Source organism: Bradyrhizobium sp., from assembly GCF_035570375.1.
Lineage (GTDB): Bacteria > Pseudomonadota > Alphaproteobacteria > Rhizobiales > Xanthobacteraceae > Bradyrhizobium.
The window spans coordinates 1-23,983 of record NZ_DATMLW010000168.1 but is presented as its reverse complement, the minus strand read 5'-3'; the positions used below and the strand labels follow the sequence as shown (position 1 = coordinate 23,983).

General features: G+C 62.6%; 17 protein-coding genes and 1 pseudogene. 11 read left to right on the top strand and 7 right to left on the bottom strand.

Annotated elements, in window-relative coordinates:
* From VNX23_RS18410 to VNX23_RS18395, 4 genes and pseudogenes are all read left to right on the top strand, one after another.
* A partial coding sequence (locus VNX23_RS18410; protein ID WP_325632321.1) for a xanthine dehydrogenase family protein molybdopterin-binding subunit occupies positions 1 to 1,628 on the top strand: 1,628 nt, incomplete at its 5' end.
* A 14-nt stretch (positions 1,629 to 1,642) separates the two neighbouring features.
* Positions 1,643 to 2,443 (top strand): xanthine dehydrogenase family protein subunit M, encoded by an 801-nt coding sequence (locus VNX23_RS18405; protein ID WP_325632319.1) that lies wholly within the window; start codon positions 1,643 to 1,645, stop codon positions 2,441 to 2,443.
* 35 nt (positions 2,444 to 2,478) lie between these two features.
* Positions 2,479 to 3,591, top strand: a complete 1,113-nt coding sequence (locus tag VNX23_RS18400) for a CaiB/BaiF CoA-transferase family protein (RefSeq protein WP_325632317.1) — start codon at positions 2,479 to 2,481, stop codon at positions 3,589 to 3,591.
* A gap of 44 nt (positions 3,592 to 3,635) precedes the next feature.
* Positions 3,636 to 3,945 (top strand): annotated as a pseudogene (locus tag VNX23_RS18395) (DUF1272 domain-containing protein).
* Between the two features lie 12 nt (positions 3,946 to 3,957).
* On the opposite strand, the gene fahA reads toward VNX23_RS18395, so the two are convergent.
* From fahA to VNX23_RS18370, 5 genes are all read right to left on the bottom strand, one after another.
* Positions 3,958 to 5,229, bottom strand: coding sequence for a fumarylacetoacetase (gene fahA / locus VNX23_RS18390; protein ID WP_325632316.1), 1,272 nt, complete (start codon positions 5,227 to 5,229; stop codon positions 3,958 to 3,960).
* 160 nt (positions 5,230 to 5,389) lie between these two features.
* Entirely contained in the window at positions 5,390 to 6,736 is a 1,347-nt protein-coding gene (hmgA, locus tag VNX23_RS18385) for a homogentisate 1,2-dioxygenase (RefSeq protein WP_325632315.1), read from the bottom strand.
* A gap of 2 nt (positions 6,737 to 6,738) precedes the next feature.
* A complete protein-coding gene (locus VNX23_RS18380) occupies positions 6,739 to 7,692 on the bottom strand; it encodes an MBL fold metallo-hydrolase (protein WP_325632313.1) in 954 nt (317 codons plus the stop codon).
* Between the two features lie 19 nt (positions 7,693 to 7,711).
* A complete protein-coding gene (locus VNX23_RS18375) occupies positions 7,712 to 7,933 on the bottom strand; it encodes a DUF2783 domain-containing protein (RefSeq protein WP_325632311.1) in 222 nt (73 codons plus the stop codon).
* A 7-nt stretch (positions 7,934 to 7,940) separates the two neighbouring features.
* The gene (locus tag VNX23_RS18370; RefSeq protein ID WP_325632309.1) at positions 7,941 to 9,560 is read right to left on the bottom strand and encodes an FAD-dependent oxidoreductase; all 1,620 of its coding nucleotides are present in this window, start codon (positions 9,558 to 9,560) and stop codon (positions 7,941 to 7,943) included.
* Positions 9,561 to 9,732: 172 nt separating this feature from the next.
* Between VNX23_RS18370 and VNX23_RS18365 the strand changes: the two genes are divergently transcribed.
* A complete protein-coding gene (locus VNX23_RS18365) occupies positions 9,733 to 10,206 on the top strand; it encodes a MarR family winged helix-turn-helix transcriptional regulator (RefSeq protein WP_325632323.1) in 474 nt (157 codons plus the stop codon).
* Positions 10,207 to 10,234: 28 nt separating this feature from the next.
* Here VNX23_RS18365 and VNX23_RS18360 read toward each other — a convergent pair whose 3' ends face one another.
* The gene (locus tag VNX23_RS18360) at positions 10,235 to 11,041 is read right to left on the bottom strand and encodes an N-acyl homoserine lactonase family protein (protein WP_325632307.1); all 807 of its coding nucleotides are present in this window, start codon (positions 11,039 to 11,041) and stop codon (positions 10,235 to 10,237) included.
* Positions 11,042 to 11,530: 489 nt separating this feature from the next.
* On the opposite strand from VNX23_RS18360, the gene VNX23_RS18355 reads away from it, so the two are divergent.
* From VNX23_RS18355 to VNX23_RS18340, 4 genes are all read left to right on the top strand, one after another.
* Positions 11,531 to 13,033 carry a caspase family protein gene (locus tag VNX23_RS18355; protein WP_325632305.1) on the top strand — a complete coding sequence of 501 codons (1,503 nt, stop codon included), beginning with the start codon at positions 11,531 to 11,533 and terminating at the stop codon, positions 13,031 to 13,033.
* 137 nt (positions 13,034 to 13,170) lie between these two features.
* Positions 13,171 to 13,827, top strand: a complete 657-nt coding sequence (locus tag VNX23_RS18350; protein WP_325632304.1) for an OmpA family protein — start codon at positions 13,171 to 13,173, stop codon at positions 13,825 to 13,827.
* Positions 13,828 to 14,132: 305 nt separating this feature from the next.
* Positions 14,133 to 15,065, top strand: coding sequence for an efflux RND transporter periplasmic adaptor subunit (locus VNX23_RS18345; RefSeq protein ID WP_325632302.1), 933 nt, complete (start codon positions 14,133 to 14,135; stop codon positions 15,063 to 15,065).
* Positions 15,065 to 18,202, top strand: coding sequence for an efflux RND transporter permease subunit (locus tag VNX23_RS18340; protein ID WP_325632300.1), 3,138 nt, complete (start codon positions 15,065 to 15,067; stop codon positions 18,200 to 18,202). Before VNX23_RS18345 ends, VNX23_RS18340 begins: the two co-directional genes overlap by 1 nt.
* 4 nt (positions 18,203 to 18,206) lie before the next feature.
* On the opposite strand, the gene VNX23_RS18335 is transcribed toward VNX23_RS18340, so the two are convergent.
* Complete coding sequence (locus VNX23_RS18335) at positions 18,207 to 18,881, bottom strand: Crp/Fnr family transcriptional regulator (protein ID WP_325632298.1); 675 nt, start codon at positions 18,879 to 18,881, stop codon at positions 18,207 to 18,209.
* 223 nt (positions 18,882 to 19,104) lie between these two features.
* On the opposite strand from VNX23_RS18335, the gene VNX23_RS18330 reads away from it, so the two are divergent.
* Together VNX23_RS18330 and VNX23_RS18325 are read left to right on the top strand one after the other, a co-directional pair.
* A complete protein-coding gene (locus VNX23_RS18330) occupies positions 19,105 to 21,120 on the top strand; it encodes an AsmA family protein (protein ID WP_325632296.1) in 2,016 nt (671 codons plus the stop codon).
* Between the two features lie 176 nt (positions 21,121 to 21,296).
* Positions 21,297 to 23,792: an adenylate/guanylate cyclase domain-containing protein gene (locus tag VNX23_RS18325; protein ID WP_325632294.1), complete on the top strand. Its 2,496-nt coding sequence runs from the start codon at positions 21,297 to 21,299 to the stop codon at positions 23,790 to 23,792.
* The last annotated feature ends 191 nt before the right edge of the window (positions 23,793 to 23,983 follow it).

The window sequence follows — 23,983 nt, the reverse complement described above, 5'->3', positions numbered from 1 at the left end:
CGCCCGAGCACAAGCTGCGCGTGATCGCGCCCGACGTCGGCGGCGGCTTCGGCTCCAAGATCTACATCTACCCCGAAGAAATGGTGGCTCTGTGGGCGTCGAAGAAGACCGGCCGTCCGATCAAGTGGACCGGCGACCGGACCGAAGCGTTCCTCACCGATCACCACGGCCGTGACCACGTCTCGAAGGCGGAGATGGCGTTCGACAAGGACAACAAGATCCTGGGGCTCAGGGTCAAAACCCACGCCAATTTCGGCGCCTATATGTCGCTGTTCTCCTCTGCCGTGCCGACCTATCTTTACGCGACGCTACTGTCCGGGCAGTACGTGATCCCGGCGATCTATGCCGAGGTGGTGGGCGTCTACACCAACACCACGCCGGTCGATGCCTATCGCGGCGCGGGCCGGCCTGAGGCGAGCTACCTGCTCGAGCGCATGATGGAAACCGCGGCGCGGCAGTTGAAGGTCGATCCCGCCGAGCTCAGGCGCAAGAACTTCATCACCAGCTTCCCATACCAGACGCCGGTGATCATGGCCTATGACATCGGCGATTTTAATGCCTCGCTTGACGCCGCGATGAAGGCGATCGACTACGCCGGCTTCCCCATCCGCAAGGCAAAGGCCAAGACCGAAGGCAAGCTGCGCGGCATCGGCGTCTCCTGCTACATCGAGGCCTGCGGCATCGCGCCGTCGAAGGCGGTCGGCAGCCTGGGGGCCGGCGTCGGTCTGTGGGAATCAGCGGAAGTCCGCGTCAACCCGGTCGGCACTATCGAGATCCTCACGGGCTCGCACAGCCACGGCCAGGGTCACGAGACAACGTTCGCGCAGCTGGTTTCGGATCGCTTGGGTATTTCCATCAACCAGGTGCAGATCGTCCACGGCGACACAGACAAGGTGCAGTTCGGCATGGGCACCTATGGCTCGCGCTCGCTCGCGGTCGGCGGCAGCGCGATTTTCAGGGCCCTGGAGAAGGTCGAAGCCAAGGGCAAGAAAATAGCGGCGCATCTTCTGGAGGCGTCGGAGGGCGACATCGTCATCGAAAACGGCGAGTTCAAGGTCACCGGTACCGACAAGTCGCTGGCGCTGCCGATGGTTGCGCTGGCCGCCTACACCGCCCACAACCTGCCCGAAGGCATGGAGCCGGGCTTGAAGGAAACCGCGTTCTACGATCCCAGCAACTTCACCTTCCCCGCGGGCGCCTATATCTGCGAGCTCGATGTCGACCCCGGCACCGGCAAGACCAGCTTCGTCAATTTCGTTGCGGCTGACGATTTTGGCCGGCTGATCAATCCGATGATTGTCGAAGGCCAGGTTCATGGCGGGCTCGCCCAGGGAATCGGCCAGGCGCTGCTCGAAAACGCCGTCTATGACGGTTCGGGCCAGCTCGTGACGGCATCGTTCATGGATTACGCCATGCCGCGGGCCGACGATCTGCCGTCGTTCAAATTGAGCCACACGACGACCCTGTGTCCGGGCAATCCGCTGGGCGTCAAGGGCTGCGGCGAGGCGGGCGCGATTGGCGCATCGGCTGCCGTCATCAACGCGATCACGGACGCAATCGGCAACAACAAGCTCGAGATGCCGGCGACGCCCGACCGGGTGTGGCACGCCATCAATGGCCACGCATGAGAGGGAGATGAACCATGTATTCCACGACATACCATCGTCCCTCCTCGGTTGATGAAGCCGCCGCGCTCTTCGCCAAGGGCAAGGAGGCAAAATACCTCGCTGGCGGCCACACGCTCATCCCCGTGATGAAGCAGCGGCTCGCCTCGCCTTCGGACGTCATCGATCTCGCCCGGATCAAGGACCTCGTCGGCATCGAGGCTTCCGGCGACACGCTGACCATCAAGGCTGCAACGCCCCATTACGATGTGGCTACGAGTGCGGATGTACAAAAGGCGATACCGGCCCTTGCCCACCTCGCCTCGGTCATCGGCGATCCCGCCGTGCGTCACCGCGGCACAATCGGCGGATCGATCGCCAACAACGATCCGGCGGCCGATTATCCGGCCGCGCTTCTGGCGCTCGGGGCGACCGTCAAGACCAACAAGCGTTCGATTGCGGCGGATGACTTCTTCAAAGGCCTGTTTGCAACCGCGCTTGACGACGGCGAGATCATCACCGCGGTCTCGTTTCCGATTCCCGCCAAGGCGGGATATGCCAAATTCCCGCACCCAGCATCGCGCTTTGCGTTGACCGGCGTCTTCGTCGCCAGGAGCAGGTCCGGCGACGTCCGCGCGGCCGCCACCGGCGCCTCGTCCGGTGGCGTTATGCGCGTCGGCGCAATCGAAGCCGCGCTCAAGGCGAATTGGACGGCGAGCGCCCTCGATAACATCAGGATTCCGGCCAGCGGCTTGATGAGCGATATCCACGGCACGGCCGATTACCGCGCCAATCTGATCAAGGTAATGGCGCAGCGTGCCGTCACACAGGCCGGGTAGCGGCGTTCGCCTTCCCGAGTCGATGGAAGGATAAAGTGCCCGACAGATCGGAGCCTCACTCATCGACCCGGGCCGCGGGCCCGCTGGAGGGTTTTCGCATCATCGAATTCGCCGGCATCGGACCCGGCCCTTTCGCCTGCATGATGCTGGCGGACATGGGTGCCGAGGTGGTTACGCTCGAGCGCGTCGGAGCGAAGAGGAATCTGAAATCGGCAGCCGCGCGTGGCCGCAAGGTGGTCGGGATCGATTTGAAGGACAAGGCGGCGATCGCGCAGACCCTCGAGCTTCTCGATCACGCCGATGCCCTGATCGAAGGCTTTCGGCCGGGAGTGATGGAACGGCTCGGGCTTGGCCCCGATGTCGTGCACGCGCGAAACCCGCGCCTTGTCTATGGCCGCATGACCGGGTGGGGCCAGGAAGGCCCGCTGGCGCAGGCGGCCGGCCACGACATCAACTACATCTCGGTGACCGGCGCGCTCGCGGCGATCGGCCCTCGCGAAAGACCGGTCCCGCCGCTGAACCTGGTCGGCGATTTCGGCGGCGGCGCGCTCTACGTTGTCGTCGGCGTGCTCGCCGCACTGCTGGAAGCCCGGACGTCCGGCAAGGGACAGGTGGTGGATGCCGCCATGTGCGATGGTGCGGCCTCATTGATGTCGATGTTTTTCGACTTCACCGCGATCGGCCGCTGGACCGAGGGGCGGGAAAGCAATTTCATCGACGGCGGTGCGCATTTCTACGGCATCTATCAGTGCGCATGCGGCAATTTCATCTCGATCGGCTCGATCGAGCCGCAGTTCTATGACTTGCTCCGGCAATTGTTGGGCCTTTCGGAACAAGCCTTCGACGCCCAGATGGACCGCGCGGCCTGGCCTGCGCTGAGGCAGAAGCTGACCGAAATCTTCAGGAGCAGGACGCGCGAAGAGTGGTGCAAGATCCTGGAAGGCACCGACGTCTGCTTTGCGCCGGTGCTGACCATGGCGGAAGCTCCGCTTCACCCGCACATGGCGGCACGAAAGACGTTCGTCAATCGCCATGGGGTGACCCAGCCCGCTCCTGCCCCGCGGTTTTCGCGCACGCCTTCCGCCATCCGCGAGCCCACAGCAGCGGAGATTGCGGAGCTGCTTGACGAATGGCGGTCGAAAAAATAGCAACAGCTTTTGCTCATTGAAGAACGCTGCAGGATACGACCATCATGGCGCTGCAACTTCGACCGAAGCGAATATTGCGACAAGGATCTTCGGCCGAATTCGACCGAAGCTCGGATCTGCAGTTATGAGTGCACCTTCTGTGCCGATTGCGTCGAGACCAAGCTCGGCAATGCGTGCCCGAATTGCGGCGGCGGATTTGCACCGCGGCCAATCAGGCCGGCGCAGGAATGGCGGCCGGGCGTGTCGCTGGCAAAGAACCCTGCTTCGAGCAAGCGCGTGCATCTCAAATATGGCTTTGAGGATATCGCCGCGCATTCGGCACGGATCCGCGATATTCCTCCGGAAGAGCGCTAACGCCTCTCACAGTCATTCCGCCGGCAGGATCGTTCCCTCGACTTCGCCGAAACCGATGCGGTAACCATCGCCCTGGCACCAGCCGCGCATCACAAGCGAATCGTTGTCCTCGAGAAAAGTCCTGGTGATGCCGTCTTCGAGCTCGATCGGCTCGGTGCCGTTCCAGGAAATCTCGAGCAGGCTGCCGCGTTGACTCTTTTCCGGCCCGGAAATGGTACCGGAGCCAAGCAGATCACCGACATTCATCGCACATCCGCAGGCAGCGTGATGCACGAGTTGCTGCACCGATGACCAGTACATGTATTTGAAATTGGTGTGGCAGATGCGCAAAGGTCTCTTCATGGATGCAGCGCGCAGGCCGACTTCAAGCTCAAGATCGTAATTGTTCGGCTTTGCCTGCCGCAGATAGGGCAAGGGCGCCGGATCCTGCTTCGGCCCCGAGAGGCGGAACGGCTCCAGCGCCTCGCGGGTGACCACCCATGGGCTGATCGAGGTCGCAAACGCCTTGCCCTGGAACGGTCCGAGCGGCACGTATTCCCATTGCTGGATGTCGCGCGCGCTCCAGTCGTTCAGCAGCACGAAGCCGAAAATCATTTCCTCGGCCTGCGCTTCGGTCAGCATCCCGCCCATCGCTGACGCCTGCCCGATCACCACGCCCATTTCGAGTTCGAAATCGAGCCGCTTGCAGGGCGCAAAGCCTGGAAGCTCGCCATTCGGCGGCTTCAACTGGCCGCGCGGGCGGCGCACCCTGGTGCCGGAAACCACGACCGTTGACGCGCGGCCGTTATAGGCAATCGGCATATGCAGCCAGTTCGGCTGCAGCGCATTGTCCTTGCCGCGAAACATGATCCCGACATTGGTGGCGTGCTCCTTCGACGAATAGAAATCCGTATATCCTGCGACCGCAATCGGCAGGTGCAGCTTCGCCTGCGCCATCGGCACCAGCGCGCGCTCACGCAAGGTCGGATTATCCCGCAGCTCGGGATTGTCGTGACGCAACAACTCGCTGATCCGCGCGCGCGTGCGCGTCCACAGCTTCGGTCCCAGCGCCATGAAAGGATTAAGTGTCGGGGCCGAAAAGACGCCGAGGTCGCCGACAACGAGCCGGCAATCCTGTTCGAGTTCCCAGAGATCGAGCACGTAGTCACCGATCGCGACTCCAATGCGCGGCGCCGGCAAGGCGGACGTCGAGAACACGCCATAAGGCAGGTTCTGGATCGGAAAGTCCGACGCCGCATCAACCGGGATGAACGAGCAAAGCGTGGGATCGTTGGGGCTGGTCATTTCTTCCTGACGCCTCTTTACCCTCTCCCCTTGCGGGAGAGGGTGGTTCGAACGAAGTGAGAAACCCTGTGAGGGGTAACTACCTTACTGGAACTGAACCCCTCACCCGGCTCGGACGTTGTCCTCGCCACCCTGTCCCGCAAGGGGAGAGGGAAGCAAGCTACGGCTTGTTCGGATCGAACCGCTTTTCCAAACCCTTCCAGCAATCGGCGTAGTCGTGCTGCAGGGTTGCGGATCTTGCCGCATGCGCCGTGATGCGTTGGGGAAAGCGCGTCTCGAACATGAAAGCCATGGTTCCGGTCAGCTTGACCGGCTTCAGCTCGGAATTGCTGGCATGATCGAAGGCTTCGCGATCAGGGCCGTGCGGCAACATCATGTTGTGCAGGCTGATACCGCCGGGCGTAAAACCTTGCGGCTTGGCATCATAGACGCCGTAGATCAGCCCCATGAATTCCGACATGATGTTCATGTGATACCAGGGCGGCCGGAACGTGTTTTCGGCCACCGCCCAGCGCTCCGGGAAAATCACGAAGTCGATATTCGCGGTGCCGGTCGTCTCTGATGGCGAGGTCAGCACCGTGAAGATCGAGGGATCGGGATGATCGAAACTGATGGCCCCGACCGGCGAATAGCTTCGCAGATCGTATTTGTAGGGTGCATAGTTGCCGTGCCATGCCACGACATCGATCGGCGAATGCGGCAGTTTGGTCACGAACAGCGAGCCGCCCCATTTCACGAACAGCTCGCTCGGCGTCTCCTTGTCCTCATAGGCGGCGACGGGGGTCAGGAAATCGCGCGCGTTGGCGAGGCAATTGGCGCCGATCGGGCCGCGCTCGGGCAGCGTGAAGGCGCCGCCATAGTTTTCGCAGATGTAGCCGCGCGCCGGGCCAGCCGTGAGTTCGACACGGAACTTCACGCCGCGCGGGATCACGGCGATCTCGCCGGGCTCGACGTCGATCCGGCCAAACTCGGTGACGAAGCGCAAATTGCCTTGCTGCGGCACGAACAGCATCTCGCCATCGGCATTGTAGAAATTCTGATCGACCATGGACCTGGTGATGAGAAAGACATGCGCGGCCATGCCGGCTTGCGTGCCTGCGTCGCCTGCGGTGGTCATGGTTTGCACGCCCTGCAGAAAGGTCATTTCCGTTTTCGGCATCGGCGCCGGATCCCAGCGCAGTTGCCCGATGGAAAGCTCCTGCTCATGGCATGGCGCGGTTCGCCACAGCAGCGCATCGACCTTGGCGAAAGGTCCGGAGTGCCTGACCGAGGGGCGGATGCGATAAAGCCACGAGCGCTCGTTGCTGCCGCGCGGCGCGGTAAAGGGCGAGCCGGACAGCTGTTCGGCGTAAAGCCCGTAGGCGCAGCGCTGCGGCGAATTGCGCCCGATCGGCAGGGCGCCGGGCAGCGCCTCGGTCTCAAAGCTGTTGCCGAAGCCGGACATATAACCCGGCGTGATATTGGTGGAGGTACGGCTCGCCACGTCGGGTGAGGTATTGATATTCATGGTCATCCTCCTTGCAGGGCCGCCCACATTTCCCGGTCGCGCTTGTCGGTCCAGATCACGGGGTCGTCGATTCCGGAAGCTTCATCGAAGGCGCGCGAGACGTTGAACGGCAGGCAATGCTCATAGATCGCAAAGCTCGAGAACTTCGGGTCCATCACCGCGCGGGTGGCCGGCATCGTTTCCTTGAGGCTGCGGCCTTTGGCCACCGCCGATTCCGCGGCACCATAGAGGGTGGTGACGAAATCCCGTGTCATCGCGATCGCCTCGCGAGTGATGGACAGACCCTTGAGCGCATCGCCGCGCCCCGGCGCGATCGCCTTCGGATTGAAGGCGAGAATCTCGTTCAGTGTAACCGGCCATTCGCGCAAATACGCGTCGCCGCAGTAGCAGGCCGAGTGGTATTCAATCAGATCACCGGAAAACATCACTTCCGCGTCCGGAACCCAGGCCACGATATCACCTGAGGTATGTCCGGCACCGAGCTGCAGCAATCGCACCTCGCGTTTGCCGAGATAGATCGACATCGCGCCGTCGAAGGTCAATGTCGGCCAGGTCAGGCCCGGAATGCTTTGCGCATCCTGGAACAGCCGGGGGAAGCGGCCATATTCGGAATCCCAGTCCTGCTGGCCGCGTTCCTCGATCAGCCGGCGCGTCTCGCGCGAGGCGACCACGGCTTCAGCCTTGTAGGCGGAGGCGCCAAGCACACGCACCGCATGATAATGCGACAGCACCACATATTTGATCGGCTTGTCGGTGACACTGCGCACCCGCTCGATCACCCTGTTCGCCATCGCCGGCGTTGCCTGCGCATCGAACACCATGCAGCCGTCGTCGCCGACGATCATGGCCGAATTCGGATCGCCCTCGGCCGTGAAGGCATAGAGATCGGTTCCGATTTCGGAAAACGTGATTTTCTTCTCGGTCAGATCCGTCGTCGATGCAAAACCCTTGGCCATCAATCCGATTCCTTGTGCGCTATTGTTGTTGCTGCTGCTGGCTTGCCTCCAGCATCCGCCGTTTTGCAAGCTCAATCGCCTCGCCCAGCACGCCGAGATCGCCGATATGATTGGCGAGAATCAGAACCAGCGCCGCATCAAGATCGGCGCTCTGCGCCTCGGTCAGCCCCCGATGGGCTTCGACAATGGCGCGAAAGGCATCGTCGGGCTTTTCGAAATTCGAGCGGGTAGACAGGACCATGTGAACCTCAGTTGCTGCCGGCAGCGCGAGCCAACGCGGATTGAAGCGCAGCTCGCGTCGGATGACGGAAACGTGCGGCGACGTAGCCGTCAGGGCGTAGCAGATAGGCGGTGCTGGGCTTTGCATCGTAACGTTGGGCCGCAAGCCCACCCCTATCGGAATAGCCGCCCGTGCCGCCGATGCGGATCGTGCCGACGCCTTCGGGAATATCGGCTGCGACACCGTCCGCAAATTCAAGCAGCGTGAATTGCGAACCGCACGCGATAAAGGCGCCGGTCAGATATTCGCTTTTGCCTGAGGGCGCGGTGATCGGCGTATCAAGCATGGACGCGCCCGGCCGCGGGCCGCCGCGCCATGAATCGCAGTCGGCGGTCGAAAGCGGGGAATCGTAGATCGATGGCACCGAGAGCCGTCCGCCATTGATCATGCGTTTTCCGAATTCGGTTTCCTTGGCAAGCGACAGCACCGCCTTTCGATACCGCGCCTCCTGGCGCGTGGCGGGCGCCATGAAATCGGTCGATCGCGTCGACTCGCGGATATTTTCGTCGGCCGCCATACTGCGTTCGATGTGATAGCTTTCGAGCAAACTTGCAGGTGAAGCCTGCCTGAGCACGCGGTCCAGCTTCCAGGCAAGGTTCTCGGCGTCTTCCAGACCGGAATTGGCCCCTCTCGCCCCGAACGGCGAGACCTGATGCGCGGCATCGCCCGCAAAGATCACGCGGCCATGGATGAATTTGTCCATTCGCCGGCACTGGAATTTGTAAAGCGATATCCATTCGAAATCGAACCTGTCGTGGCCGAGCATGCGCGCGATCCGTGGCCGCACATTTTCGGGCAACTTCTCCTTCACCGGATCGGCATCCGGATTGAGCTGCAGGTCGATGCGCCAGACGTCGTCGGGTTGCTTGTGCAGCAGCGCCGAGCGGCCCGCATGAAACGGTGGGTCAAACCAGAACCAGCGCTCGGTGGGGAATTCCGCCGTCATTCGCACGTCGGCGATCAGGAACTGATCTTCGAAAACCTGGCCGGTGAAGTCGGCGCCCACCATCCGCCGCAGCGACGATCGCGCGCCGTCGCAGGCGATGACGTAGTTCGCGCCGATCCGATAAGGCCCTTCCGGCGTCTCGATGGTAAGGATCGCATGATCGTTGCGTTGCTCGAGGGCGATCACCTTGTTGCGCCAGCGCAGGTCGATCGTCGGCAGCTCGCCGACGCGATCCACCAGATAGGCCTCGGCATAGAATTGCTGGAGATTGATGAAGGCCGGCCGTCTGTGACCCTGCTCCGGCAACAGATCGAATTGGTAGAGCTGCGCCGCGCCGTGGAAGATCCTGCCGACACTCCACACCACGCCCTTGTCGACCATGCGCTGGCCGACGCCGAGCCGGTCCCAGAATTCGAGCGAGCGCTTCGAAAAACAGATTGCCCGCGACCCCTCGCCGATCCGGTCGGCATCGTCGAGCAGCACGACGCGCTGGCCTCGCTGCGCCAGATCGATCGCCAGCGACAGTCCTACCGGTCCGGCGCCGATTACCGCCACCGGATATGCGGAAATGCCACCGCCGGTCTGGTCCTGATCGGCGTGGCGGCGATAACCGAAGTTTGACTGGGTCCTTGACTGTGCCATGCTCGCGTCGCTCTGGCCAAGGGGCGCCATGCCCGGTAAGATAGTCGCATCTGCAACGATCTAAACTCCGCGCGCGTTCCGCCGTCAACTCAAATTGGAGTGGTTTTTGCCGAAGGCGCTTTCGAGAAGGGCGAACAACGGTTCGCGGAAGGAACCCGCGTCCAGAAGCCGCCTGCGACTGGACCTGTTCAGGTTTGTGCCTTTCCGCCTTAACCGCCTTGCCGCCGAGGTTTCCGCGGCGCTTTCCAGCGAATACCGCGAACGCTATGGCCTCGATATTCCGGAGTGGCGGGTGCTCGCAACCCTTGGGCTGCGCACTGAAGCTTGCAGCGCGCAGTATATTTCGCACTGCACTCGCACGCATAAATCGACCATCAGCCGGGCGGTCACGGCGCTGATGGCGCGCCAGTTCGTCGAGCGGATCGAAAACGAGGACGACCGCCGCGAGTTCGTGCTGCGCCTGACGCCCAAGGGAAGAGTACTCTACGAGAGACTCATTCCGCGCCTGAAGCACAAGGAACGGGAGATCATGTCTTGTCTCACCAGCCGTGAACAAAGGGATTTCGCGCGGCTGCTCGGCAAGATCGAGGACAGTCTCGACCTTGTGCAAACGATCAAAGAGGCAAGGAAGTCAGAGGCGTATTGAGTCTCTGGCCGTCGGCCGTTCGGACAGCCTATTTTGCGAAGGAACGTGACGGCGCCCGGTGAAGTGCGAAAGCATCGGTCTGGTCGCTGGCGCGCGGGTATAGTTCGGCGACCAGCGGATCGTGGCCGGGAATGATGCGATCGGGGTGACCGGCGAGATGCTCGACAATCTCCCAACCCCGGCACATGTCACCGATGTTATAGACGATTGGAAACGGGCTGCGGCGATGCAGGTTGCCGTAAAAATGCGCCGCATCCGACGCAAGCACGACAGGCCCGCGCGCCGTCTCGACCCGCACTACCTGCAACCCGTCGGAATGGCCGCCGACACGATGCACCGTGACGCCCGGCGCAATCTGGCCATCGCCGGAGTGAAAGGTGACACGCTCGCTGTAGACGTGACGCACCATCAGCGTGACGTGTTCGACCGAAAATGGATGTCGCAAGGACCCAAAGCACATGCAGCGCCCCGTGGCATAACTCATCTCGCGGTCCTGAAGGTGAAATCGCGCATTGGGAAACAGGTCGAGGTTGCCGGCGTGGTCATAATGCATGTGCGTGACGACCACATCCCTGATCGTCTCAGCCTTGACGCCGAAGCGCGCCAGGGCATCCACCGGGTTGAGCGCAAGCTTGCGGGCGCGCAGGCCGGCCTCTTCCGCGTTGAAGCCGGTATCCACCAGGATGTCGCGGCCGCCGCCCCGGATCAGCCAGACGAAGTAGTCAAGGTCTGAGGCCGTGGTCTCGTGTGGGTCCGGCGAGAGGTAGTTCATATGGGGAGTGCGCGGCGACATCGTCGCATAGCGGAGCGCATAAATTTCGTAGACGTTTTCCATGGGACGATCTTTTTTCTGGCTGCGTTAGGCGCGCACTACCAAGCCACCACCAGGAAAAAAGGTCAAACGTCCAGGTCTTCAATGCCCACCCCGATTGGAAATGCCGACCGACTGGTGTGGCGGTTCAGAAGTCCGCATCATTATTGCCGCGAATTCGTCATGCGGACTTCTGAACCAGAAGCCACACTAGAATCATAGATTTGCCGGCGTCCTTTCGATTCCGAAGTTCGTAAACGAGTATGCCGTGCAATGATACGAACTTCGGAATCAGGACACTAGGATGTGTCGCATCGATGACATTTATGACTGCCGGACCTGACATCGACGGCCGCCTTTGACAGGCGACCGCGATCAATCGTCGCGGTCATTATGGCTCCGATGGGCTGTTGACAGCCGCTGGAGGCGCGATTTGATAATGCGTTTTTCGTGGGGTAAGGTCGCCGAGTTGCGGGGCTGGGATCGGCGCCTTTTTGGCTGGACTGACGTCGTATGAGAATCCGCTTTTCGTTGTTTGCGCTGTTGATTCTGTCGATCGCGCCGGTCTTGCCGTCGACCGGCATGGCTGCGGACCGGTTTGCCCTTGTCATCGGCAATGCGAAATACCCGGACGCGGACGCTCCCTTGAAGGAGCCGATCAACGACGCACGCGACGTCGCCGACGAACTGAAGCGCGATGGCTTCACCGTCGATGTCGGTGACAACCTGACCGGCGACGGAATGAGGAAGGCTTTCGACCGTTTGTACGGCCACATCAAGCCCGGCAGCATCGCGCTGATCTTCTTCAGCGGCTTTGGCATCCAGTCCAACCGCCAGAGCTACTTGATCCCGGTCGATGCTCAGATCTGGACCGAGGCGGACGTCCGCCGCGACGGCTTCAGCCTGGAGACGGTGCTCAACGAGATCAACAATCGCGGCGCCGGCGTCAAGATCGCCTTGATCGACGCTTCCCGACGCAATCCATACGAGCGCCGGTTCCGCAGCTTTTCCGCCGGCCTGGCGCCTGTGATCGCGCCGAATGGAACGCTCGTGATGTATTCGGCGGCGCTCAGCTCCGTGATCTCTGACAACGGCGGCGATCACAGCCTGTTCGTTCAGGAGCTTCTTAAGGAGATCCGCGTTCCCGACCTGATGGCCGAGGAGACGCTGAACCGGACTCGCGTCGGCGTCACCCGCGCGTCACGCAGCGAGCAGGTGCCCTGGATTTCCTCTTCGCTGGCCGAGGATTTTTCATTCATTCCAGGCGCGCGACCGCCCGGTCCGATGGCGAACCTTCCGCAGCCACAACTTCCCGAGCCCTCGCCGCCCCCGCCGCCTCCACCGCAGCCGCGTGCCGAACCGTCGCCGCCACCCCCGCCACCCTCTCCGCCGCCGGCCCCGAAAGCGGAACTTCCACCGCCGGACAAGCCGGCGCCAGCGCCGAACATTCCGAGCGACAAACCACCGCTCCCCAGCACTCCAGGCAATGACGGAGCCCCTCCGGCCCAGCCACCGCTCGCGGACGATCCGATCATCAAGAGCCTGAGTGCCAGGATCGCCGAGAATCCCGACGATGCGGGCGCGCTCTACCGGCGCGGACAGGTTTACGCCAGCAAGGGCGCATATAGCCTTGCCGTCAAAGATTTCGACGACACCATCAGGCTCAACCCGAAAGACGTGGAAGCCTACAACAACCGCTGCTGGACCCGTGCTGTGATCGGCGATCTGCAATCGGCGCTGCGGGATTGCAACGAGGCGCTGCGGCTGCGCCCCAATTTCGTCGACGCCCTCGACAGCCGCGGCCTGCTCAACCTGAAGAACGGGCAGAACAAGAACGCCATCGCCGACTTTGACGCCGCTCTGAAGATCAACCCGCGGCTGACCTCCTCGCTATATGGGCGTGGTCTCGCCAAGCAACGCAACGGTGCCGTTGCAGAAGGCGATGTCGACATCGCCAACGCAAAGGCGATGGACCCGAATATCGTCAAGGAATTCGCAGGTTACGGCGTGCGTTGACGATCATTTGAGGTCAATGGTTGCACCTCGGCGAACCTCGGGGCCGGAGCCCGAGACAGATAGGCAAAATGCCGCGGCCATTTCCGGCCAAGTGGCAATCTAAAGCAACCGCGTAACGGCGCGCAGGAGGGACAAAAATGCTTGAAATCTTCAAAACGAGAAGTCTCGTTGCGATCGTTTCGCTGCTGATGATCGGCGCCGCGCTCTCGATCGGCGTGGCAAAGGCCGATGACGTCACCGAGGATCAAATCCTGCGGGCGCTGGCGCCGGCAAAGAAGCCCCTCACGAGGGGTCTTTCGACCGGCCCGCAAACCCAAACCGACCCCGCCGCAGCCGCGGCCGAAGGGCAACTGATCCAGAGCCTGCGGAACCGGCCTACGCGCTCGCTCTCGGCGATCGAGCGCGAGGAAATCGCCACCATTGTCAAGGACAAGCCGAAGATCGATCTGGAAATCAACTTCGACTATAATTCAGCCAATATCAGCAACAGGTCGCTCCCCTCGGTTCAGGCTTTGGGCCGGGCGCTTTCCAACCCCGAACTCAAAGGTTCGACCTTCGTTGTCGCCGGCCACACCGATGCGGTCGGCAGCGACAGCTACAACCAGGATCTCTCCGAGCGCCGCGCCGATTCGATCAAGCGTTATCTGGTCGACAAGTTCGCCATCGCGGGCTCGGACCTGGTGACCGTCGGATACGGCAAGACCAAATTGAAAGATCCGGCTAACCCGTTGTCCGAAGTCAATCGCCGGGTCCAGGTCGTGAACATGGAAAACAAATCCACCGCGCAGAAATGAGTTACGGGCGTCCAGTAAACAGGGATGGCCCTGAAAGAGTTTGGCAAACGAGCTTGCGCCCCGTTCCTGCGGGACGCCTTTGTCTTTCTCCTGTATTCGGACGGGTGCAGCCGGCGCCGGAACAGGAACGACGGGAGCGACGGTCCCGATTTGCGAAGTTCGCATCGTGGTGCGGCGTCCTCGTTTGTGAATACCCGCTTCTTGTTGATTCCAGTGGGGCTTTGGTTCAGAAGACCGCATGACAGGCTTGCGGCAATGATGATGCGGACTTCTGAATGCCACACTAGGTCTGGATTGATATCGCGATGACGCTTTCCGAAAATCTCAGGCCTGTGCTTGCGGTGGCTTTTTTTTCAGTCCTCGGCGTGGCCTGGTACTGGTTCGAGCACCGCTCCCGTCCGCAAGAGAGCGATACGCCCAGCAGCGCCCTCGTAATCGTCACGAAATCCACCAATGCCTGCTTCTCCGATCTGGTGCGGGTTACCGGGTTTGTCGTGCCGCGCCGCGAGGCAGTGGCCGGAGCAGACCAGGAGGGATCCCGGGTCACCGACGTGCTGGTCCGCGAAGGCGAGACGGTTACCGAAAATCAGGAATTGGCGCGGTTGACGCCACCCCCGGCACAGTTGGCCGCGGCCGGCGGCAGCGCCCGAGGCGCCTCGCCGGTCTCGGTGCGCGCCCCGGCCGCAGGCCTTGTCACGCAGGTAAATACCATCGTGGGCGCGCCGGCCTCGCCGCTAGCCGGTCCAATGTTCCGCATTGCGGTCAATGGCGAAGTCGAACTCGATGCGGAAGTGCCGGCGGTCCACATGATGAAGATCAATCCCGGCGCGACGGCGCGGATCAGCCGCGACAATGGCCCGGATATCGTCGGACGCGTCAGGCAGGTTTCCCCGCAAATCGATCGCAACACCCAGCTCGGTCACATCAGGATCTCGCTGACCAACAATCCGTCGCTCAAGATCGGCATGTTCGCCCAGGCCAGCATCGACGCCAAGCGCAGCTGCGGGGTCGCGGTCCCGCGCACCGCGATTGACCATCTGACCGTCCAGGTGGTCAAAGGCAACACGGTGGAGACGCGCAAGGTCCGGGTCGGGCTGGTTTCCGACACGTCCACGGAAATTCTCGAGGGCCTCGACGTCGGCGAAATCGTCGTGTCCGACGCCGGCTCTTCACTGCACGACGGCGACCAGATCAAGACCATGTTCGCCGATGAACTCGATCGAACGCGAGCACGCTGATGGCAATGAATATCTCGGCCTGGTCGATCCGGCATCCGCTTCCCGCGGTCGTGTTTTCGATCATTCTTCTGGTGCTCGGCTGGCTCAGTTTCACCCGGCTCGCGGTGACGCGATTGCCAAGCGCCGACATTCCCGTGATCTCGGTCGCGGTATCGCAGTTCGGCGCGGCGCCGGCCGAACTCGAAGCGCAGGTCACCAAGACCATAGAGGACGGTGTGTCGGGCGTGGAGGGCGTGCGGCACATTTCATCGTCAATCACCGACGGCCTGTCGGTGACGACGATCCAGTTCGCGCTTGAGACCAACACCGACCGCGCCCTGAACGATGTCAAGGACGCGGTCACGCGGGTGCGCGCGAACCTGCCGCAAAACGTCAACGAACCGCTGATCCAGCGCGTCGACGTGATCGGGCTGCCGATCGTCACCTATGCCGCGATCTCGCCTGGCAAGACGCCGGAGCAGCTTTCATATTTTGTCGACGACGTGGTCAAGCGTGCGCTCCAGGGTTTGCGCAACGTCGCGCAGGTCGAGCGCATCGGCGGTGTCGATCGCGAGATCCTGGTTTCGCTCGATCCCGACCGCCTGCAGGCTGCAGGCCTGACCGCCGTCGACGTCAGCCGCCGGTTGCGCGGCACCAATGTCGACCTCGCCGGAGGCCGGGCAGAAATCGGAAAAAACGACCAGGCTATCCGCACGCTCGCCGGCGCCAAGACGCTTAACGACCTCGCCGGAACCATGATCAGCCTGCCGACCGGCGGCGAGGTACGCCTCGACGATCTCGGCACCGTCACCGACACCATCGCCGACCGCAGAACCTTCGCCCGTTTCAACGGCGAGCCGGTCGTGGCGCTCGGCATCAAGCGATCGAAGGGCGCCAGCGACGTTGTCGTCGCCGCCGCCGTGCAGAAGCGGATCGACGCGCTGAAACTGGCCCATCCTGACGTCGATCTGAAGCTGATCGACACCTCCGTCGAATTCACCAAAGGCAACTACGAGGCCGCGATCTCGACCTTGTTCGAAGGCGCCATCCTCGCCGTCATCATCGTGCTTTTGTTCCTGCGCGATATCAGGGCCACCATCATCGCCGCGATCTCGCTGCCGCTGTCCATCTTCCCGGCGTTCTGGGCGATGGACATACTCGGATTCTCGCTCAACCTGGTAAGTTTCCTCGCCATCACGCTGTCAACCGGCATTCTCGTCGACGACGCGATCGTCGAGATCGAGAACATCGTGCGCCACATGCGGATGGGCAAGTCGCCCTACCGCGCCGCGCTTGAAGCGGCCGACGAGATTGGCCTCGCCGTCATCGCGATCTCGCTGACGATCATCGCCATCTTCGCGCCTGCGAGTTTCATGTCCGGAATTGCGGGGCAATTCTTCAAGCAATTCGGCATCACGGTTTCGGTGCAGGTGTTTTTCTCGCTGCTCGCCGCGCGGTTCGTTACGCCGGTTCTGGCCGCCTATTTCCTCAAGGACCATCCGCACGAAGATCCCCCGCCCGGCCGCGCGCTGCAATTCTACACGCGCCTCGTGACCTGGTCGGTGAAGCACTATTTCATCACCGTGCTGATCGGCTTTGCGATCTTTGCCGCCTCGATCTGGAGCATCACGCTGCTGCCGCAGGGTTTCTTGCCCGCGCAGGACACCGCGCGCTCGCTGCTGGCCGTGGAGCTGCCGCCGGGCTCGCAGCTTGCCTACACCGAAAAGATCACCGAAGAAATCGTCACGCGCCTGCGCAAGCGACCCGAAGTACGAAGCGTATTCGTCGACGGCGGGCGGGTGCCGCCCGGCACGTTTGAGGTGCGCCGCGCCGCGCTGATCATCAACTACACGCCGAAGACCGAGCGCAAGATCACCCAGCGCCAGCTTGAGCTTGCCATCGGCCAGGAACTCGAGAACGTCCCCGATATCCGCTTCTGGTTCCTCGACGAAAACGGCCTGCGTGCGATCTCGCTGGTCGTCACCGGCGTCGACAGCAATATCGTGAACAATGTCGCCAGCGAACTCGCCAACCAGATGAAGCGCATTCCGCTGATCGCCAATGTGATCTCGGAAACCTCGCTCGACCGGCCGGAGCTTCGTATCCAGCCGAGGGCGGATCTGGCCGCTCGCCTCGGCGTCTCCACGGAAAGCTTGTCGGAAACCATTCGTGTCGCCACCATCGGCGACGTCGGTCCGGCGCTCGCCAAGTTCGACGCCGGCGATCGGCAAATACCGATCCGCGTTCAGCTCGAGGACAGCGCGCGTGGCGACCTGCAGGTGCTCGAGCAATTGCGGGTGCCGCTGGGCGGCGGCCGTGGCGGCGTGCCGCTGTCTGTGGTCGCCGATATCAAGCTCGACCAGGGTCCGACCAGCATCAATCGTTATGACCGCGAAAGGCAGGCCACCGTGGCGGCCGATCTTGTGGGCAATTCGGCGCTCGGCGATGCCACCAGGAAGATCAACGAACTGCCGGTCATGAAGAGCCTTCCCAAGGGCGTGAGCGTCAATCCTTCCGGCGATGCGGAAAGCCTCAACGAGTTGTCGGCGGGCTTCGCCACTGCGATCACTGCGGGCCTGATGATGGTCTACGCGGTGCTGGTCTTGCTGTTCGGCACCTTCCTGCAGCCGATCACCATCCTGTTCTCGCTGCCGCTTTCGATCGGCGGGGCGATCGCGGCCCTGCTCGTGACCGGCAAGCAGCTGACGACACCGGTATGGATCGGAATCATGATGCTAATGGGCATCGTGACCAAGAACGCCATCATGCTGGTGGAATTCGCGGTGGAGTCGATGCGCGATGGCAAGCCGCGCGAAGCGGCCATCATCGACGCCGGCATGAAGCGGGCCAGGCCCATCGTCATGACCACCGTGGCGATGGTGGCCGGCATGATGCCCTCCGCGCTCGCGGTCGGCGCCGGCGGCGAGTTCCGCTCACCGATGGCGCTTGCCGTGATCGGCGGGCTGTTGTTCTCGACCGTCCTGTCGCTGGTCTTCGTCCCCGCCATGTTCATGGTGATGGACGATATCGGCGAACTGAGCTGGCGCTTCGGCAAAAGACTGTTGTCGTCAAGTGGCGGCGACCACGCCGCGTCGGCCGATCAAGGCAAGGATCACAAACCGCCGCCAAGTGTCGTGCATTCGCCCGCTGCGGAGTGAGGCCCTATTCGTTCCGCGCCACCGCCGTCAGCTTGGTCATGTTCTGCAACAGGATGCGGCCGCGCTGCAGGTCCAGGATGCCCTCCTTGCGCCAGAGTTGCAGCTGACGGTTGACGCTCTCGCGCGCCGCGCCGACGAATACACCCAGTTGCTCCTGCGAGATGTGCACCTCCGAGCCGAAATCGGATGCCAGTGCGCAAAGCCTGCGCGCCAGACGAACCGGCAGCGGCTGCAGCACCGATTCCTCCATCCGCTCGCTCATCCAGCGGATACGCTGGCACAACAGCATGATAAGCTTGACCGCAACGCGCGGCTCGCGCTCGAGGAAGGCGAGAAAATCCTCGCGACGCAGGACGAACAATTCGGTCGGCTCGCCCGCGGCAGCATCCGCGGTGCGGTTTTGGCCGTCGAGCACTGCGACCTCGCCAAAAAGATCGCCGGGCCCCAGGAAATTCAGGGTCAGCCGGCTGCCGTCGGAAGCGCCGGTCTCGATCCGGATCTGGCCGCGCCGAACCCCGAACAGGGCGTCGCCGGCATCGCCCTTCTGAAACAGCATTTCGCCGGCGCCCAGATGCTGGGTATGGCAAAGCGCCGATATCCGCTGCAACTCGTCCGCGCCGAGATCGGCAAACATCGGGTTCATCTTCAGAATAACCGCAAATTCGGCCTGTTTGCTCATTGCCTGCCTTCAGCCTGGCCTTTCCTTCAGCCTGCGCGCCCGAAAACGGTTGCCGGCGGACCGCCAGCCCGGAACTGTGTCATAAGTCACATATCTTTGCAGCACTCGCGGACTATTTTTGGTGCTTTGAGCCCCCTCCCGTTTCCGGGATAAACTTGACTCAAAGAGCTCGCCGGTTCCGGCCTCGCCACTGTCGACCGCTTGCCAGATCTGGAAGACCGAGATGAAAGCCTTGAAACTCGCAGCGATCGCCCTCGCCGCCATCGTCGTCATTGCAGCGCTGTCACTGATCATCGGAATTCCCTCGGGATTTCTGACCTCGACGATCCAGGATCGCCTCGAGCGCGAAACCGGATACCACCTGACGGTCGCGGGCTCGACCAGGATTGGCCTGTGGCCATCGCTGAATGTCATGATGAACGACATCACGCTGGAGAAGCCGAACCAGAACGATGACAGCAATCGCCTGAGCATTGGCAGTATCAAGGTCGACATGACGCTGGCCAGCGCATGGTCGGGCCACCCCGAAATCACCGAATTGGCGATCAACCGCCCGGTTCTCAATGTGCCGCTGTTGCGCGAACGAAAGGCGGTTGCCAAACCGGCCGCTTCCAAACAGGTGACAGCATCGGCGGCCGATTCCGAGGCGCCGGCAATCGGGCGCGTCACCATCACCGATGGCACGGTGATCTTCTCCAATCTGCGCGACCGGGTCGAGAACCGCATCGAAGCCATCAACGCCAACGCGATTGTGGGCGGCGATCGCAGGATCAGGGTGACCGGCAATGCGCGCGCCGGCAACAATCCCGTCAAATTCGAGATCAAGGGGACGGCGCCCACGCCTCCGCTGGAACGACAGAACGTTCCGGTCGAAGTGACGCTCGATGTGCCCGCCGTCCTGCAAGGGCTTTCGGCCAGGGCGGAAATCCGGCTCAACGGTTCGCTCGTCATGATCAACGGACTTTCCGGGACGGTCGGCGATGGCGCCTTCAACGGCTGGGCCGCGGTCGACGTAGCGAGCAAGCCGCTTGTGAAACTCGATCTCGACTTCCAGCGGCTCGACATCGCCGCCAGCAGGGCTCCGGCCAGCTTGCGGGATTCGCAATCCCCCTCGCAGGTGCCGTCGAACTCTGCCTCGCAATCCTGGAGCAATGTTACCCTCGATCTCAACGGACTGAATTATATCGACGCCCAGGTCCGTGTTTCCGCAGCCGAACTCAATCTCGGCCAGTCACATTTTGCCCCCGTCTCGATCGACTCCACGCTCTCAGGCGGCATTCTCAAATGCGCCATTTCCAATCTCGGGGCCTATGGCGGGCAGGCCAATGGCGAAATCGATATCGACGCCTCCGCCGCGACCCCCGCTTACTTCATGCGCAGCGACCTCGTCGGCGTGCGCGCCTTGCCGCTTTTGCGCGGCATCGCCGGTTTCGACAAGCTCGATGGCAGGCTGCAGGCCAAGATCACGGTCCGCTCCACCGGCCAGAGCCAGCGCGCGATCATGTCGAATCTTTCCGGCACGGCTTTTGCCAATTTCCAGGATGGCGCCATCCAGGGCCTCAACCTCGCGCAGATGATCCGCTCGCTGACGACGAGCCCGCTGTCGGGATGGCAGGAAAGTAAGGAACTGACCACCGACCTGACCCAGCTCTCGGCGTCGTTCCGTATCGAAAAAGGTCAGGCCACCACGAGCGATCTTAATCTCGTCGGTCCCTTGGTGCGCATGACCGGGGCGGGGACGATCGACCTCGGCACCAAGATGATGGCATTCCGCGTCGAGCCGAAGCTCGTGATGACCACCGAGGGCCAGGGCCGTGCCGGTGATCCGGTCGGGTTCGGCATCCCCGTAGCGGTCGAAGGATCCTGGGCCGAGCCGCGCATCTATCCCGACATTGCCGGCGTGCTCGACAATCCCGATGCGGCCTATGCAAAACTCCAGGAGATGGGCAAGGGCCTGTTCGGACCGGGTGGATTGGGGGCACTTGGCGGCCAGGGCGGCGGATCGAGCGGCGGCGGATTGCCGGACGTGCTCGGCGGCAAGCTCGGCGAGACCTTGGGCAACCTGCTGCAACAAGGCCTGCAGGGGTTGAATCAGGGCCGCGGCCAAAGTCGCGGTCTTGCCGCGCCGACGCCTCCTGCCGCGCCCAATACGCCACCTGCGCAGAATGACCCGCCGCCCCAGGGCCAGCAGGACAGCCAGCCGATGAACGACGTGCTGCGGCAGCTGTTTAACCGGTGAGATTTCCTGGCCCATTCTCTCGCTGGCTGAATTCAGGACACCCCCTCCTCAACCCTCAGGGGGGAGGGAGAAGAAGCCCCCCCCGACCGGGCCAGCCGAAACGTGCTAAGGAGGGCATGGCTGAAGATAACGGACGCGCACCCCTGACGGCGTAAGGAGCGCGCGCAAGGGTCTGGATGATCGGGGTCAACGACAAGGTCGAGGTCAAAGACAAAGTCAGGTTCCCGCGCGAGGGCCTGTTCGCCAAATACGTCACCGCGCTGGTCGGGCTTGTGGTGTTCGTGCTCGCCGTCAACGGCGCCACCGAGAGCTGGATCAGCTATCGCGCGACCAAAAGCAGCCTTACCGACGCAATGGGCGAAAAGGCGGAGGCCACCGCGCGGCGGATCGAGCAGTCGATCGCCGAGCTCGAACGGCAGATCAGCTGGGTGACGCGGGCAAGTGCCGTGACGCTCGACCAGCACCGCGCCGATTACGCCCAGCTTCTCAACCAGGTTTCCTCGATCTACCAACTGTCCCTGCTCGACGGCTATGGCCGCGAACAGCTTCGCCTCTCGCGCACCTCGATCTCGATCGGCAGCAAGGCGGATTTCTCCCGCGATTTCCGTTTCACCGACACCAACGGCAAGAGCGTCAGTTACGCGCCGGCCACCTTCCGCGATTCCCACCCCTACATGTCGATCTCGGTGTCACATTCGGGCTTCAACGCCGGCGTCACCGTCGCCGAGATCGACCTGCGCTTCCTTTCCGATTTTCTCGGCGATGCCCAGGTCGGCAGGTCGAACTTCGCCTATGTGATCGATGCGCATGGCGAGGTGCTGGCGAGTTCGAGCAGGGGACCGGAAACCGGCAAGTCGCTGGCGAGCCTGCCGCAGGTGGCGGCGGTCACGAGGCCGGGCGGCACCTCGCTCTCCTCCGGCACCGATGGCGATGGTCATGCGGTGCTTTCGGCCGCAAACGCCGTGCCAAAGCTCGGCTGGTTCGTATTGTTCGAACAACCGACCGCGCAGGCACTCACCCCGATCCGCGATCAGCTGCTGCGGGTTGCGCTCTTGATCGTGCTCGGACTTGTGGTCGCGATCTTCGCCGGCACGATTCTCGCCCGCCGCATGCTGACCCCGATCACGGCGCTGCGCCGCGGCGCGCGGCGGCTGGGCGCAGGCGATTTCAACCATCGCATCGAAGTGAACACCAGGGACGAACTGGAAGAGCTCGCCAACCAGTTCAACAGCATGGCTGGACAGCTGCGGGAAACCTATGCGGGCCTCGAAACCAAGGTGGAAGAGCGCACGCGCGATCTTGCGCAATCGATCAACGAGCTGAAGGTGCTGGAGGAAGTCGGCCGCGCGGTCGCCTCCTCGCTCGATCTCAATGCCGTGCTGCCGACGGTCGCCGCCCGCGCGCTGGAAATCACCGATGCGGACGCGGTTTTGATCTATGGCTATGACGCGGCCATGCACCAGTTCAACCTGGCCGAATCGATCGGGATCGACAAATCGGCGCAGGGGAAGCATTTGTCGATCGACGAGGACCAGACCGTGCTCGGCGAGGCCGCCAAAATGGGCGAGCCGATCGCCATCGCCGATCTCTTCAGCGCCGCAGAGACCCCGCTTCGCGACATCGCGGTCAGGTCCGGATTCAATTCGGTGCTGGTGGTGCCGCTGGTCGATCAGAAAGGCGTGCTCGGCTCGCTGGTGGTGCTCCGCCGCGTCGCCGGCGAATTCTCGCCCAACCTCATCGGATTGATGCGCACCTTCGCGCACCAGTCGGTGCTGGCGATGCGCAACGCGCGGCTGTTTACGGAAGTGGACCAGAAGGGCCGCGAGCTTGCCAGCGCCCATGTCACCGTTCAGCAACAGGCCGGCAAGTTGAGGGAACAGACGGAGCAGCTGAAGAACTGGAACAAGTCGCTGGAGGAGCGCGTCGAGAAGCAGCTTGCCGAGATCGAGCGTATCCGCCGGCTCGAACGCTTCCTCGCGCCGCAGGTCGCGCAGCTGATCGCCTCGTCCGATGGCCACGATGCCCTGCTCGACAGCCATCGCCGCGAGGTGACGGTGGTGTTCTGCGATTTGCGCGGCTTTACGGCGTTCACCGAGGCGACCGAGCCCGAAGAAGCGATGAACGTGCTGCGCGAATATCACGCAGCCCTTGGCGAATTGATCTTCAAATATGAAGGCACGCTCGATCGCTACGCCGGCGACGGCGTGATGGTGCTGTTCAATGCGCCGATCCAGTTTCCCGACCACACCAAACGCGCGGTGAAGATGGCGGTCGAAATGCGCGACACCATCGGTGCGCTGACCGAGCGCTGGCGCAACCGTGGCCATTCGCTAGGTTTCGGCCTGGGGATTGCGCTCGGCTATGCGACGCTCGGCCAGATCGGTTTTGAGCAGCGGCTGGAATATGCCGCGATCGGCAGCGTCACCAATCTCGCCTCGCGACTGTGCGACGAGGCCAAGGCCAACCAGATCGTGGTGTCGCGGCGCGTCTACGGCATGGTCGAGCCATGGGTGGAGGGGCGGCCGATCGATGATTTGCATTTGAAGGGTTTCAATCATCCGATCCTTGCCGCCGAAATTTTGCGCTGGCGCGATGAGAGCGAGGTGGCCGCGGCCAGGCCGGCACCGACTGAGACGGCGGCGGCAAGCGCGACCGCGCGGCGGAAGAAGTAGTGGGCACAGTCGTCATTATGGGCATTGCATCAATATCTCGGCATCGACGGTGTGCTCCCTCTCCCCTTGTGGGAGAGGGTTGGGGTGAGCGACTGTGTTGGCTGTCAAGCGGGTTGCCATGGCGTTTTGGTCCTGAGCATGGCGTTGAGGATTGTGAGCAGCTTGCGAGCGACGGCGATCAAGGCGACCAG

Excerpts from the sequence above, each read along its gene's own strand:
- VNX23_RS18405 (WP_325632319.1), top strand. The coding sequence starts at position 1,643 with ATGTATTCCACGACATACCATCGTCCCTCCTCGGTTGATGAAGCCGCC.
- fahA (WP_325632316.1), bottom strand. The coding sequence starts at position 5,229 with ATGACCAGCCCCAACGATCCCACGCTTTGCTCGTTCATCCCGGTTGAT.
- hmgA (WP_325632315.1), bottom strand. The coding sequence starts at position 6,736 with ATGAATATCAATACCTCACCCGACGTGGCGAGCCGTACCTCCACCAAT.
- VNX23_RS18380 (WP_325632313.1), bottom strand. The coding sequence starts at position 7,692 with ATGGCCAAGGGTTTTGCATCGACGACGGATCTGACCGAGAAGAAAATC.
- VNX23_RS18375 (WP_325632311.1), bottom strand. The coding sequence starts at position 7,933 with ATGGTCCTGTCTACCCGCTCGAATTTCGAAAAGCCCGACGATGCCTTT.
- VNX23_RS18370 (WP_325632309.1), bottom strand. The coding sequence starts at position 9,560 with ATGGCACAGTCAAGGACCCAGTCAAACTTCGGTTATCGCCGCCACGCC.
- VNX23_RS18360 (WP_325632307.1), bottom strand. The coding sequence starts at position 11,041 with ATGGAAAACGTCTACGAAATTTATGCGCTCCGCTATGCGACGATGTCG.
- VNX23_RS18355 (WP_325632305.1), top strand. The coding sequence starts at position 11,531 with ATGAGAATCCGCTTTTCGTTGTTTGCGCTGTTGATTCTGTCGATCGCG.
- VNX23_RS18350 (WP_325632304.1), top strand. The coding sequence starts at position 13,171 with ATGCTTGAAATCTTCAAAACGAGAAGTCTCGTTGCGATCGTTTCGCTG.
- VNX23_RS18345 (WP_325632302.1), top strand. The coding sequence starts at position 14,133 with ATGACGCTTTCCGAAAATCTCAGGCCTGTGCTTGCGGTGGCTTTTTTT.
- VNX23_RS18340 (WP_325632300.1), top strand. The coding sequence starts at position 15,065 with ATGGCAATGAATATCTCGGCCTGGTCGATCCGGCATCCGCTTCCCGCG.
- VNX23_RS18335 (WP_325632298.1), bottom strand. The coding sequence starts at position 18,881 with ATGAGCAAACAGGCCGAATTTGCGGTTATTCTGAAGATGAACCCGATG.
- VNX23_RS18330 (WP_325632296.1), top strand. The coding sequence starts at position 19,105 with ATGAAAGCCTTGAAACTCGCAGCGATCGCCCTCGCCGCCATCGTCGTC.
- VNX23_RS18325 (WP_325632294.1), top strand. The coding sequence starts at position 21,297 with ATGATCGGGGTCAACGACAAGGTCGAGGTCAAAGACAAAGTCAGGTTC.